This is a genomic window from Pseudomonas sp. Pseusp97, from assembly GCF_047304025.1.
GTDB lineage: Bacteria > Pseudomonadota > Gammaproteobacteria > Pseudomonadales > Pseudomonadaceae > Pseudomonas.
This window is the reverse complement of record NZ_JBGLYK010000064.1, coordinates 14,729-27,110: the sequence shown is the minus strand read 5'-3', so window position 1 is coordinate 27,110 and position 12,382 is coordinate 14,729. Positions and strand designations below refer to the sequence as shown.

Here is a 12,382-nt window from a genome sequence, read left to right as displayed (position 1 = left end):
CCCAACGCCCAACCCCCAACGTCCAACGTCCAACGTCCAACCCCCAACGTCCAACACCCAACACCCAACACCCAACACCCAACACCCAACACCCAACGCCGGAGCGCTCTTCGTAGGAGCGAGCTTGCTCGCGAACCGCCCAATGCTGAATCCCGCTCCTACCGGGAAAGACCGCTGCTTCGTCTGAAACCGCCGGCCCAAGGCAATTCCGGGTGAATGACTCAAGTATTGCCACGCTCCGCCGATAGCCTGCACAGACCGGCGAACCAAGCCGGCACTCCCCTCGAACCGAAGCAGGCCGCTCCTCGAACCACGGGCGATGGCCAGCCGTTGCGTGCAGAACCCGAAGAATGAACCAGCCCCGATCCCGTATCGCCCTGCAGCTGGCGATGGCCCTGGCCGTGCTCCTGATCCTGTTGATCAGCGGCAGCACGCTGTTTGCCTTGCGCTCGCTGGACAGCGCTACCCTGACCACCCGCGAAGAACACCTCGCCAGCGAAGCGCGCCTGCTGGCGGACCAGCTGGAAACCTTTCACGGCACCTTGCGCGAAAGCACCCAGCGCCTCGCCGGCCTGTTCGAGCAGCGCTTCGCCGCCGGCCTGAAAGCGCACGCGGAAGAGCGCGTGCCGGTCGCCGCTTTGCAAGCCCCGGCGCTGTACCTGGGCGACGCCCGCCTGAATGGCGACTTCACCCTGGTCGACGAATTCCGCCAGCTCACCGCCGGCGTCGCCACCGTGTTCGTGCGCGATGGCGAGGACTTCGTGCGCATCACCACCTCGCTGACCAAGCAGGACGGCAGCCGCGCCATGGGCACCGTGCTGGACCACAACAGCCCGGCCTACCCGCTGCTGATGCGCGGTGAGAGCTACGTCGGCCGCGCGCTGCTGTTCGACCGTTTCTACATGACCCAGTACACCCCGGTGCGCGATGCCGGCGGGCGGGTGATCGCCGTGCTGTTCGTCGGCTTCGACTACACCGACGCGCAGAAGCGCCAGTTCGACAACCTCGGCCGCTTCCGCCTCGGCCAGCGCGGTTCGCTGGCGCTGCTGGATGAACAGCACCACTGGCTGGTGCCGCCGGCCGGTGCGCGCAATCCCGAACGCGCCGCCGACAGCCTTGCCAGCCTGCTGGACAACCCCGGCCGTGGTCGCTTCTGGAGTGACGGCCAGGGTGACTTCTACAGCGTCGCGCAGCCCTTCGCCGGCGGTCCCTGGACCGTCGTGGCGAGCATGCCGAAGGACGAGATCCGCGCAGTGACCTGGCGCGTCGGCGGCCAGCTGGCCATGGGTAGCCTGATCGCCATGCTGCTCGCGGTGATCGCCACCACCTGGCTGCTGCGGCGCCGCCTGCGGCCGCTGGGCGACCTGGTGCGCCAGGTCGCCGATCTCGTCGTGACTGGCAACCGACAGGCGCGCAGCTTCAACCAGATGGGCGAGGCACTCTCCAGCATGGTCGCGCGGGTGCGCGGCGCGGCGGAAGAAGTGGGGCATTGCTCGCGCACGCTATCGGGGCTTTCCAGCGGCGCATACGCCGGCATGGAGCAGCAGTCGGGCGAGATCAACAGCATGGCCGGCGCGGTGGAAGAGTTCAGCGCCACCTCGATGGACATCGCCGACAACATGCGCAGCACCGAGCGTATGGCCAGCGAGAACACCCGGCAGACCCACATCGGCCTGCAATCGATGGACGACGCCTCGGCTTCGCTGGCGCAGATCGCCGGTGCGCTGCAGCAGACCGTGGAGCGGGTGAACCGCCTCGGTGCGCGTTCCCAGGAGATCGGCAGCATAGTCGGGGTGATCACTTCCATTGCCGAGCAGACCAACCTGCTGGCGCTGAACGCCGCCATCGAGGCCGCGCGGGCCGGCGAGCAGGGGCGCGGGTTCGCCGTGGTCGCCGATGAAGTGCGCAGCCTCGCGGCACGCACCCAGGCTGCCACCACGGAAATCTCGCAGATGATCGGCGCCATCCAGCAGGACACCGGCAGCGCCACCGAGACCATCGAGCAGGGCAGCCAGCTGATGCAGCACGGGCTGGCGCTGAACGAAAAGGTCGCCGCGGCGCTGGCGGAAATTTCCCAGCAGAGCAGTGCGGCCGGCGAGCAGTTCGCCGCCATCACCACCGCGACCCAGGAGCAGAGCCGCACCGCGACCCTGCTCAGCAGCAACCTGCAGGGCATCGCCCAGGCCAACAGCGAGCAGCGTCAGGTGGTCGCCGACCTGGCGCAGACCGTACGCGAGCTGGACAGCCTGGCGGCCGGCCTGCGCGACGAGGTCGGGCGCTTCCGCTGACGCAATGGGCGGGTCAGTCCCTGAGCTGGCCCAGCCCATACTCCAGGCTGGCGGCGGACAGCTCGCCCATCTGGCTGTGCTTCAGGCGCCCCTGGGCGTCGTAGAACAGCGTGGTGGGCATGCCGTAGGAGCCGGTGGCCTGGCCGAGGCGGTTGCCGCTGTCTAGCAGCACCGCTGCTTCACTCAGGCCCTGGTCGCGCAGGAAGCGCTGCACGGCCTCGGCATTCTCGCCCTGGTTGACCAGCAGAAAGCGCACGTCGCTGCGCTGCTTCTGCGCGGCCTCCAGCACCGGCATTTCGCGCCGGCACGGCGGGCACCAGGTGGCCCAGAGGTTCACCACCATGGGCCGGCCATCCAGCGCGCGCAGGTCCACGGCGGCACCACGCAGGTCCATCACCGTGAGTTGCGGGATCTGCTGGCTGCGGTCCAGCGCCGAGGTCACCGCCTTGCCGCCGCCCCACAGGCACACGCCGACCACGGCGGCGACGGCCAGCGGCCGGCGCAGCTGCGTTCTACTCCAGGCCATCCCTGTGCCGATAAGCGCAGCAGCGATCACTCCCGGCAGCGCGAGAAAGCCGCCATCGCGGATATCCACGATGCTCAGCGGCGTCGCCGCGTACTGCTCGAAGTAACGTGCGACGAAGGCCAGCCGCGCCGCCAGCAGGCCGCCAATGAGCATGGCGAACAAGGCCCCTTCGGGATTGGCGCCGCGCTTGCGCCCGGCCAGCCAGCCGGCCAGCAGGGCGCCGAAGAAACCGAGGTAGAGCAGCACGTGGGGCAGCGGGATGGCCAGCGGGCCGAGGGTCAGACTGGTCAAGGCAGGGGCCTGGCAAAAGGAAACCAAGGTACAGCAGGGCGCCGCCGTTCGGCAGTGCCGGGCTGTGGATAAATGTTTCGCCTCAGGCCGGCAGCGCCTCCGCCTGCTGCTCTTGCAGCTCGGCGGTGAGCCGCGTGGCGCAGGCGCCGACCTTGCGCACGGCGTCCTCGATCAGCGCCAGGTCGCGGTTGGAATAGTTCATGCGGATGCAGTTGCGGTACTTGCCCGAGGCGGAAAAGATGTTGCCCGCCGCCACCTGCACGTTGTCGCGGCGCAGCTCCTGGTTCAGCCGCACGCTGTCGAACAGCGGGTCGAACTCGACCCAGAGCATGAAGCCGCCGCGCGGCCGGGTCACCCGCGCGCCCTCGGGGAAGTAGCGGCCGACCCATTCGGTCATCAGGTCGCGGTGCCGTTGGTACTGCGCGCGCATGCGGCGGATATGCGGTTCGTAGTGGCCGCCGCCGACGAACTCGGCCAGGGCCATCTGCGGCTGCGGCGCACAGGTGCCGCTGGCGATGTACTTGAAGTGGAGGATGCGGTCCAGATACCGCCCCGGCACCACCCAGCCGGTGCGCAGGCCGGGAGCCACTGTCTTGGAGAAGGAACTGGCCAGCAGCACGCGGTCGTCGGTGTCGAAGGACTTGATGCTGCGCGGACGCGGGAAGGCGTAGGCCAGTTCGCCATAGACGTCGTCCTCGAGGATCGGCACGTCGTAGCGAGCGGCCAGCGTGAGCAGGGCACGCTTGCGCGCGTCGGGCATGATGTAGCCCAGCGGGTTGTTGCAGTTGGGAGTGAGCAGGATCAGCTTCACCGGCCACTGTTCCATGGCCAGTTCCAGCGCTTCCAGGCTGATGCCGTTGGTGGGGTCGGTGGGGATTTCCAGCGCCTTCAGGCCGTAAGCCTTCAGCGCCTGCATGGCGCCGTGGAAGCTCGGCGAATCGATGGCGATGATGTCGCCCGGCTCGCAGATGGCGCGCAGGGTGATCGCCAGCGCCTCCTGGCAGCCGGTGGTGATGACGATCTCGCTGGGCGGCACCTGGCAGCCGGAATCCAGCATCAGCCGGGCGATCTGCTCGCGCAGCGGCAGCGAACCCTGGATGCCTTCGTAGCCCAGGCTTTGCAGGTCAGTGCGGCGCGCAGCGTGCACCATCGCCCGCTGCAGCGGCTTGAGCGAGGGGCTGGCTATGTCCGGCGTGCCGCGCCCGAGCTGGACGAAATCGCCGCCCGGCGCGCGACGCACCTGCTCCAGCACCTGGTCCCACTGCGAGACGTCCACCGGCCGCTGCGCCGGGCGGGTCATGGCCGGCATCGGCGGCAACTCGCGGCGTTCGGGCACGAAGTAGCCGGACTTCGGCCTGGGCTCCACCAGCCCGGAATCTTCCAGCACGCGGTAGGCCTGCTGCACGGTGCTGATGCTGACGCCGTGCTCCTCGCTCAGCGCGCGCACCGAAGGCAGGCGGTCGCCGGGACGGTACAGGCCCTGCTCGATGCGTTCGCCCAGAGTGGCGGCCAGTTGCGCGTAGCGTTTCATGACAGTTCTCCCGTGCCGGGGCGGGGCGGCTCGATACAGTACAGATCGGGAAAAAATACGCCATTCAGAGGGATTTTGCGCGTTCCTGTATGGAAGAAACTTTCACTGGTTGAATCTGTAATGCTTTTTGCCGATCCGCCACGCTAGTCCCACGTCCGGAGAAACCGACTGGAGGAGTGACGACATGAGCGGCCTGAGCGATGTGCGGCTGACCCTTTACCAACAGGAGCTGCTGGAAATCCCCGGCGCCCGAATGGCCCCGCGCGGCCTGCAGGAGAGCCGCTGGCAGCAGTTCTGGCGCCGCGTGCGCACCCGCAAGCAATTGCTCGAACTCAGCGACGAGCAGCTGCGCGATATCGGCATCAGCCGCGAGCAGGCCAAGCTGGAAGCGATGCGGCCGTTCTGGCGCTGCTGATCAGAAATCGACCAGACAGGGAGTGCTTATGAGCGAGACGCGCGCTGCTGCGTTCGAAAGGATCGCCGCCGAACTCGGCTACGACTTCAGCGGTGAGATGAAGATCGGCGGCAACTACGTGCCGTTTCTCATCGAAGGAAGCCAGGTACACATCAGTGGGCAGATTCCGCGGGTGGGCGATGAGATCGTCGTCCGCGGCCGGGCGGGCAGCGAGGTATCGCTGGCCGACGCCCAGCTGGCGGCCAGGGTCTGCGTGATGCGCGCGATGGCGCTGCTGCGGCAGGCGCTGGGCGACCTCGACCGTGTGCGCAAGGTGCTCCAGCTCAATGTCTACGTGCAGTCGGCGGAGCATTTCACCCAGCAGAGCGAAGTGGCCGACGGCGCTTCTGCCGTGCTGTATGAGGTGCTGGGCGCGGCTGGCATACACACGCGCACTTCGGTTGGCGTCTATCAGTTGCCGAAGAACGCGACGGTCGAGCTGAATCTCCTTGCCGTCGCGCAGGACCTGCCGAGCTAGTGCCCTGCGCGGTACTGCAGCGCTTCGGCCAGATGCTGGCGGCCGATGCTGTCCGCCTGCTGCAGGTCGGCGAGGGTTCGGGCGACCTTGAGAATCCGGTGCAGGGCGCGCAGTGACAGGTTCAGGCGCTCACCGGCCTTCTCCAGCCAGATCTGGTCTTCCGGGGCCAATGCACAATATTGGTGCATCTTTTTCAGGGTGAGGAAGGCGTTCGCACAGCCCTGGCGGGCGAGCTGGCGCTGGCGCGCGGCGGCGACCTGCGTGGCCAGTTCGGCGCTGCTGGTGGTCGGGCCGCTGGGGGCGAGGCTGGTGCTTTCGCGGCTCACGGTCAGGTGCAGGTCGATGCGGTCCAGCAGCGGGCCGGAGAGCTTGGCCCGGTAGCGCTGGACCTGCTCCGGCGAGCAGCGGCAACGCCCGCTGGGATCACCGAGATAGCCGCAGGGGCAGGGGTTCATCGCCGCCACCAGTTGGAAGCGCGCCGGGAAGCGCACGCGGCCGTTGGCGCGGGCGATGACGATTTCGCCGCCTTCGAGAGGCTCGCGCAGCACCTCCAATACCTTGCGATCGAACTCCGGCAGTTCATCGAGGAACAGCACGCCTTCGTGTGCCAGGGTGATTTCCCCCGGTTGCGGGCGACTGCCGCCACCGACCAGTGCCGGCGCGGAAGCGGTGTGGTGTGGCTGGCGGAACGGGCGCTGCGGCCAGTTGGTCAGTGGCCCGCGCCCGGCGACGGAGTGGATCGCCGCCACCTGCAGCGCCTCGTCTTCATCCAGCGGCGGCATCAGGCCGGGCAGGCGGCTGGCGAGCAGGGTCTTGCCGGTGCCGGGCGGCCCGCTGAACAGCAGGTTGTGCGCGCCGGCAGCGGCCACCAGCAGTGCACGCTTGGCGGCGGCCTGGCCCTGGACTTCCGACAGGTCGGGATAGGGCGGCGTCACCCGCATCAAGCCGTTCGCCTCGTAGGGGCGCAGGCGTTCCTGGCCGCTGAAGTGCGCGGCCAGTTCCAGCAGGTGGCCGACGGCGTAGACGGTCAGGCCGCTGGCGAGGCTGGCTTCCTCGGCGTTCTCCTTCGGCACCACCAGTGCGCGCCCGGCGGCGCGGGCGGCCAGGGCGGCGGGCAATACACCGGGGACCGGCCGCAGCGTGCCGGAAAGCGCCAGTTCGCCCAGGCATTCCAGCTCATCCAGCCCGGCGGCGTCGGCCAACTGGCCGCTGGCGGCAAGGATGCCCAGGGCGATGGCGAGGTCGAAGCGCCCACCGTCTTTCGGCAGGTCAGCCGGGGCGAGATTCAGGGTGATTCTGCGGTTGGGGAAGTCGAAGCCGGCATTGAGCAGCGCGCTGCGCACGCGGTCCTTGCTTTCCTTCACGGCGCCTTCGGGCAGGCCGACCAGGGTCAGTGACGGCAGGCCGTTGGCGAGGTGCGCCTCGACGGTGACGCCGGGCGCTTCCACGCCGACCTGGGCGCGGCTATGGACGATGGCGAGGGACATGGATCACTCCTGGATCGCATGCCGCCCGCCTGGCGGGGCCTATTTTTCGGAAGCGGGATCGGCGGGTGCGGCGATGTCGGCGGACGGGGACAGCCTGGCTTCCATATCCGCGACCTTGGCTTCCAGCGCCTCGAGGCGGGCGCGGGTGCGCGCGAGGACGACCATCTGGCTGTCGAATTCGTCGCGGCTGACCAGGTCGAGCTTGCTGAAGGCGCTCTGCATCAGGACCTTGAACTGGGCTTCCAGCTCGGCCTTCGGCAGGGGCGATTCGCCACCGAACAGGCGTCCGGCTTGTTGGCTGATGGCATCGAGGAAGGCTTTGGGCGGCAGCATGGTTCATGGGTTCCGGATTGAATCAGAGCGCAGTCTATCACGCAGCCGGCGCCGGCTGCGGCGCGCGGGGTTGCACGCTTTTTGAGCAGTGTGCCCGCTCGGCGTGCGCGCTTTCGGTGCGCGGAAGCGCCGCTGGCGTTTCGCCAGAAAGCCCTGTTTCAAGCCAAGTACCTGATGTCACGGGTCTTTTCACGAACTGGCAAGCTTCATGCTTTGGGGCAGATAGGGCGTGCACCGATGCAGTTCCGGTGCGGCAGGAGAGGCGGTGGATCGCTTCGCTCAAGGCAGTCGGAGTGCTGAGGTAGGGCGGCCGGCGCATTACAAAAGCCAGACACTGCGCTTAGACTTGTCTCCGGGTTCGTTCTTCCTGGGGCGGGTCCACCAAAACACGGGAGAGAGTTACATGAAGCTAGTCACAGCCATCATCAAGCCGTTCAAGCTGGACGACGTTCGTGAGTCGCTGTCCGAGATCGGCGTGCAGGGCATCACTGTGACCGAAGTCAAGGGCTTCGGCCGGCAGAAGGGCCACACCGAGCTGTACCGTGGCGCGGAATACGTTGTCGATTTCCTGCCGAAGGTGAAGATCGACGTCGCCATCGCCGATGACCAGCTGGATCGTGTTATCGAAGCCATCACCAAGGCCGCCAACACCGGGAAGATCGGTGACGGCAAGATCTTTGTCGTAAATCTGGAACAGGCCATTCGTATCCGTACCGGCGAAACCGGCACCGACGCGATCTAAGCCAAGCCCACACCGAACCCAACGCCCCAGGAGAAACAACAATGACTCTGCGCAAATACGCAGGGCTAGGCGCCCTATTGCCCCTCGCAATGCCCGGTCTGGCCTTGGCCGACGAGGCCGCGGCCCCCGTCCTGAACAGCGGCGACACCGCCTGGATGCTGATTTCCAGCGCCCTGGTGCTGCTGATGACCATCCCCGGCCTCGCCCTGTTCTATGGCGGCATGGTGCGCGCCAAGAACGTCCTGTCGATCATGATGCAGTGCTTCGCGATCACCGCGCTGATCAGCATCCTCTGGGTCGTCTACGGCTACAGCCTGGCCTTCGATACCGTCGGCATGGAAAAAGGCGTGGTCAACTTCGCTTCCTTCGTCGGCGGGCTCGACAAGGCCTTCCTCAGTGGCCTGACCTCCACCGGCCTGACTTCCGCCGCCGCGCTGTTCCCTGAGAGCGTCTTCGTGATGTTCCAGATGACCTTCGCGATCATCACCCCGGCCCTGATCGTCGGCGCCTTCGCCGAGCGCATGAAGTTCTCCGCCATGCTGATCTTCACCGCGCTGTGGTTCACCCTGGTCTACGCACCGATCGCCCACATGGTCTGGAGCGGTGACGGCGGCCTGCTGTGGGACTGGGGCGTGCTGGACTTCGCCGGCGGCACCGTGGTGCACATCAACGCCGGTATCGCTGGCCTGGTAGCGTGCATCGTGCTCGGCAAGCGCAAGGGCTACCCGACCGCTGCCATGGCCCCGCACAACCTGGGCTACACCCTGATCGGCGCCGCCCTGCTGTGGGTAGGCTGGTTCGGCTTCAACGCCGGCTCCGCCGCTGCCGCCAACGGCACCGCCGGCATGGCCATGCTGGTCACCCAGATCGCCACCGCTGCCGCCGCCCTGGGCTGGATGTTCGCCGAGTGGATCACCCACGGTAAGCCGAGCGCCCTGGGCATCGCTTCGGGCGTGGTGGCCGGCCTGGTTGCCGTCACCCCGGCCGCCGGCACCTGCGGCCCGATGGGCGCCATCGTGATCGGCCTGGCTGCCGGCGTGATCTGCTTCTTCGCCGCCACCAGCCTCAAGCGCGCCGTCGGCTACGACGATTCCCTGGACGCCTTCGGCGTGCACGCGGTCGGCGGTATCGTCGGCGCCCTGCTCACCGGCGTGTTCGCCGCTCCGGCACTGGGCGGCTTCGGCACCGTGACCGACATCGGCGCGCAGCTGTTCACCCAGTTCAAGGGCGTGGCCTTCACCATCGTCTACACCGGTATCGTCAGCTTCGTGATCCTCAAGGTCCTGGACCTGGTCATGGGTCTGCGCGTCACCGAGGAAGAGGAAACCGTGGGTCTGGACCTCTCCCTGCACAACGAGCGCGGCTACAACCTGTAAGGCTTCGCGCAAGTTCGACGAAGGGCGCCCTCGGGCGCCCTTTGTTTTTTCGATCAGCACGCTAGAATGCGCGCGCATCACCGTTAGCGACGGAAGGATTGCCCGCCATGTGGCAGCAGAAGACCATCACCCTGCGCCCTCGCCCGCGAGGTTTCCACCTGGTCACCGACGAGATCCTGGCCGCGTTGCCGGAGCTGTCGGAGTGCCGGGTCGGCCTGCTGCACCTGCTGTTGCAGCACACCTCCGCCTCGCTGACGGTCAACGAGAATGCCGATCCCTCGGTGCGCCGCGATTTCGAGCGATTCTTCAATCGCCTGGTGCCCCAGGGCGAGCGTGGCTATGAGCATGACTACGAAGGTCCGGACGACCTTCCGGCGCATTTCAAGTCGAGCCTGCTGGGCTGTCAGCTGACGCTGCCGATACAGGAGGGAGGCTTGGCAATGGGCACCTGGCAAGGTATCTATCTGGGCGAGCACCGCGACCACGGCGGGCCGCGAAAGCTCGTGGCGACCTGGCAAGGCGAGCTTGTATGAATTTTTTCCGGCTGCGTTCGTCAAAGCGCGCAGCTGGGCTATAACTAACGTGCTTTGCAGCACCACAGAGGTTGAATAATGAGCGACGAAGAACTGGAACAGGACGAACTGGACGGCGCTGACGAGGATGACGGCGAGGAGCTCGCCGCAGCTGACGATAGCGAAGTCGACGCCGACAGCGGCGACGGGGATGAAGCCCCTGCTTCCAAGAGCGGTGGCAAGAAAGCCAAGGCCGCTGCGGAAGAAGAGGAACTGCCCTCGGTAGAGGCCAAGCAGAAGGATCGTGACGCACTGGCCCGCGCGATGGAGGAATTCCTCAATCGCGGCGGCAAGGTGCAGGAGATCGAGCCCAACGTCGTGGCCGACCCGCCCAAGAAGCCGGATAGCAAATACGGCAGCCGCCCTATCTGATATCTGACGCGCCCTGAAAAGCCCCGCCGCTTCGTGAGGAGCGGCGGGGCTTTTTCATGCCCGTTTGTAACGATGGTTCCGCTCCAAGGGGGGACATCTGCGCTCGGTCTGGCCCTCTCCCTAACCCTCTCCCTGAAGGGAGAGGGGACCGTTCGGCGCGGGTTGAAACCATGGCATCAGTTGGCGCGATCTGCTCCCTCTCCCTTCAGGGAGAGGGCTGGGGAGAGGGTGGATGCCCGAGCGCCAGTGTTATCCACGGAGCAGCGGCATCAGAGTTTTGCCAGAACCCCTGGCAGCTCGGAAAGGTTGTGGATGATCGCGCTGGGCGCTTCCTCGCCGTCCCATTCCTTGCGCGCCGGGTTGAACCAGATCGCCTGCATGCCGGCGCGGCGAGCGCCGGCGATGTCGTCGCTGGGGTGGTCGCCGATATGCACGCCTTCCTCGGGCCGCACGCCGCCGCGCTTGAGCGCTTCCTGGAAGGGATGCGGGTCGGGCTTGCCGACGCCCAGTTCCTCCGCGCACAGGGCGAACTGGAAGTAATCGGCCAGCCCCAGGCGGCGCACGTCGGCGTTGCCGTTGGTGAGCACGCCGAGGATGAAGCGGTTGGCCAGTTGCTCCAGGGTCGGATGTACCTCCGGGAACAACGCGACCTGGTGCCGTGCATGGAGGAAGGTCTGGAAGCCGGCTTCCGCCAGTTCGCTGGCCTCGGCCTGTGGGTAACCCGCATCGAGCAGGGCGTGGAACAGGATGCGCCGGCGCAATTCGCTCAGGCGATGCCTGAGCATCGGGTCCTGCTCCATCAGCCGTGAACGGATCGCCCACAGGTGCTCGATGGGCACGGGGCCCAGCTGCGCGGCATTCACCGCCAGCCAGTCGCGCAGCGTGGCTTCCGCGCTGTTCATCACCGGGGCGACGTCCCACAGCGTGTCATCGAGGTCGAAGGTGACCAGACGGATACTCATTCTTCTGCTCCGGGTTTACGGCGTGCCCGTGGGTGCGCCTGGTCATAGACCGTGGCGAGGTGCTGGAAATCCAGGTGGGTGTAGATCTGCGTGGTGGCGATGTCGGCGTGGCCGAGCAGCTCCTGCACCGCGCGCAGGTCCTGGGACGACTCCAGCATATGGCTGGCGAAGGAATGCCGCAGCATGTGCGGATGCAGGTGCTGGCCGAGCTCGCGCACGCCGGCTTCGCGCACGCGCAGCTGGATGGCGCGGGGCGTTAGGCGCTTGCCGCTGCGGCCGATGAAAACGGCGTTGTCCTGCGGCGAGGCCAGCGCCCGCAGCGGCAGCCAGTTTTCGATGGCCTGCCGCGCGGCACGCCCGACCGGCAGTTCGCGCACCTTGTTGCCCTTGCCGTGCACGCGCACCAGGCCGTCCTTGAGGTCCAGCCACTCCAGGTCGAGGCCGACCAGTTCGGACAGGCGCAGGCCCGAGGAATAGAACAGCTCGAGCAGCGCCTGGTCGCGGCGGGCGATGAAGTCGTCCTCGACGCCGCCGTCCAGCAGTTGCGCAGTGCGGTCGGCATCCAGGGTGCGTGGCAGCTTGCGTGCGCCCTTGGGAGCGGAAAGGCCGTCGGCGGGGTTGTGTCGGCAGCAGCCCTCGCGGATCAGGTACTGGAACAGCCCGCGCGTGGCCGACAGCAGGCGCGCCAGGCTGCGGCTGGCGAGGCCCTGCTGGTGCAGGCGGGCGACGAACATCCGCAGGTCGCGCACCTGCAGCGCGGGCCACTCGTTCAGCGAGGATTTCTCGCAGAGCGCGGCAAGGCGCAGCAGGTCGCGGCGGTAGCCGTCGAGGGTATGGACCGACACCTGGCGCTCGCTGCGCAGGTGTTCCAGATAGGCATTGATGCCAGCTTCAAGCTCCAAACGACAAGCTCCAGGTGAAAAGCGCAGTCCCCGCCCAGCGTACTGCGACCGCTTGCGGCTTGCAGCCT

13 protein-coding genes are annotated in these 12,382 nt (G+C 67.1%); 7 read left to right on the top strand and 6 right to left on the bottom strand.

All coding sequences use genetic code 11. The features are described from left to right. The first annotated feature begins 350 nt into the window (after positions 1-350). Positions 351-2,288 carry a methyl-accepting chemotaxis protein gene (locus ACCC94_RS13435; RefSeq protein ID WP_413349939.1) on the top strand — a complete coding sequence of 646 codons (1,938 nt, stop codon included), beginning with the start codon at positions 351-353 and terminating at the stop codon, positions 2,286-2,288. Between the two features lie 13 nt (positions 2,289-2,301). Here ACCC94_RS13435 and ACCC94_RS13430 read toward each other — a convergent pair whose 3' ends face one another. Beyond that, entirely contained in the window at positions 2,302-3,105 is an 804-nt protein-coding gene (locus ACCC94_RS13430; protein WP_413349938.1) for a prolipoprotein diacylglyceryl transferase family protein, read from the bottom strand. 82 nt (positions 3,106-3,187) lie between these two features. Next, positions 3,188-4,636 (bottom strand): PLP-dependent aminotransferase family protein, encoded by a 1,449-nt coding sequence (locus ACCC94_RS13425; protein WP_413349937.1) that lies wholly within the window; start codon positions 4,634-4,636, stop codon positions 3,188-3,190. Positions 4,637-4,820: 184 nt separating this feature from the next. Between ACCC94_RS13425 and ACCC94_RS13420 the strand changes: the two genes are divergently transcribed. Then, positions 4,821-5,051, top strand: coding sequence for a DUF1127 domain-containing protein (locus tag ACCC94_RS13420; protein WP_413349936.1), 231 nt, complete (start codon positions 4,821-4,823; stop codon positions 5,049-5,051). A gap of 28 nt (positions 5,052-5,079) precedes the next feature. Next, positions 5,080-5,568 (top strand): RidA family protein, encoded by a 489-nt coding sequence (locus tag ACCC94_RS13415; protein ID WP_413349935.1) that lies wholly within the window; start codon positions 5,080-5,082, stop codon positions 5,566-5,568. Here the strand turns inward: ACCC94_RS13415 and ACCC94_RS13410 are convergent. Together ACCC94_RS13410 and ACCC94_RS13405 are read right to left on the bottom strand one after the other, a co-directional pair. After that, positions 5,565-7,055, bottom strand: coding sequence for a YifB family Mg chelatase-like AAA ATPase (locus tag ACCC94_RS13410; protein ID WP_413349934.1), 1,491 nt, complete (start codon positions 7,053-7,055; stop codon positions 5,565-5,567). The genes ACCC94_RS13415 and ACCC94_RS13410 overlap by 4 nt on opposite strands. 39 nt (positions 7,056-7,094) lie before the next feature. Next, positions 7,095-7,388: an accessory factor UbiK family protein gene (locus ACCC94_RS13405; protein ID WP_413349933.1), complete on the bottom strand. Its 294-nt coding sequence runs from the start codon at positions 7,386-7,388 to the stop codon at positions 7,095-7,097. A gap of 403 nt (positions 7,389-7,791) precedes the next feature. On the opposite strand from ACCC94_RS13405, the gene glnK reads away from it, so the two are divergent. From glnK to sutA, 4 genes are all read left to right on the top strand, one after another. Next, entirely contained in the window at positions 7,792-8,130 is a 339-nt protein-coding gene (gene glnK / locus ACCC94_RS13400) for a P-II family nitrogen regulator (RefSeq protein WP_003457590.1), read from the top strand. Between the two features lie 41 nt (positions 8,131-8,171). After that, entirely contained in the window at positions 8,172-9,506 is a 1,335-nt protein-coding gene (locus ACCC94_RS13395) for an ammonium transporter (protein ID WP_413349932.1), read from the top strand. Between the two features lie 107 nt (positions 9,507-9,613). Next, positions 9,614-10,039: a secondary thiamine-phosphate synthase enzyme YjbQ gene (locus ACCC94_RS13390; protein WP_413349931.1), complete on the top strand. Its 426-nt coding sequence runs from the start codon at positions 9,614-9,616 to the stop codon at positions 10,037-10,039. Between the two features lie 78 nt (positions 10,040-10,117). Beyond that, entirely contained in the window at positions 10,118-10,450 is a 333-nt protein-coding gene (gene sutA / locus ACCC94_RS13385) for a transcriptional regulator SutA (protein ID WP_413349930.1), read from the top strand. 269 nt (positions 10,451-10,719) lie between these two features. Here sutA and ACCC94_RS13380 read toward each other — a convergent pair whose 3' ends face one another. Together ACCC94_RS13380 and xerC are read right to left on the bottom strand one after the other, a co-directional pair. Beyond that, on the bottom strand, positions 10,720-11,412 hold the full coding sequence (locus ACCC94_RS13380) for an HAD family hydrolase (RefSeq protein ID WP_413349929.1): 693 nt from the start codon (positions 11,410-11,412) through the stop codon (positions 10,720-10,722). Beyond that, positions 11,409-12,314, bottom strand: coding sequence for a tyrosine recombinase XerC (xerC, locus tag ACCC94_RS13375; RefSeq protein ID WP_413349928.1), 906 nt, complete (start codon positions 12,312-12,314; stop codon positions 11,409-11,411). The genes ACCC94_RS13380 and xerC overlap by 4 nt, the downstream gene beginning before the upstream one ends. Positions 12,315-12,382: the final 68 nt, after the last annotated feature.

Excerpts from the sequence above, each read along its gene's own strand:
- ACCC94_RS13420 (WP_413349936.1), top strand. The coding sequence starts at position 4,821 with ATGAGCGGCCTGAGCGATGTGCGGCTGACCCTTTACCAACAGGAGCTG.
- ACCC94_RS13435 (WP_413349939.1), top strand. The coding sequence starts at position 351 with ATGAACCAGCCCCGATCCCGTATCGCCCTGCAGCTGGCGATGGCCCTG.
- ACCC94_RS13380 (WP_413349929.1), bottom strand. The coding sequence starts at position 11,412 with ATGAGTATCCGTCTGGTCACCTTCGACCTCGATGACACGCTGTGGGAC.
- ACCC94_RS13425 (WP_413349937.1), bottom strand. The coding sequence starts at position 4,636 with ATGAAACGCTACGCGCAACTGGCCGCCACTCTGGGCGAACGCATCGAG.
- ACCC94_RS13405 (WP_413349933.1), bottom strand. The coding sequence starts at position 7,388 with ATGCTGCCGCCCAAAGCCTTCCTCGATGCCATCAGCCAACAAGCCGGA.
- ACCC94_RS13410 (WP_413349934.1), bottom strand. The coding sequence starts at position 7,055 with ATGTCCCTCGCCATCGTCCATAGCCGCGCCCAGGTCGGCGTGGAAGCG.
- ACCC94_RS13415 (WP_413349935.1), top strand. The coding sequence starts at position 5,080 with ATGAGCGAGACGCGCGCTGCTGCGTTCGAAAGGATCGCCGCCGAACTC.
- sutA (WP_413349930.1), top strand. The coding sequence starts at position 10,118 with ATGAGCGACGAAGAACTGGAACAGGACGAACTGGACGGCGCTGACGAG.
- ACCC94_RS13395 (WP_413349932.1), top strand. The coding sequence starts at position 8,172 with ATGACTCTGCGCAAATACGCAGGGCTAGGCGCCCTATTGCCCCTCGCA.
- glnK (WP_003457590.1), top strand. The coding sequence starts at position 7,792 with ATGAAGCTAGTCACAGCCATCATCAAGCCGTTCAAGCTGGACGACGTT.
- ACCC94_RS13390 (WP_413349931.1), top strand. The coding sequence starts at position 9,614 with ATGTGGCAGCAGAAGACCATCACCCTGCGCCCTCGCCCGCGAGGTTTC.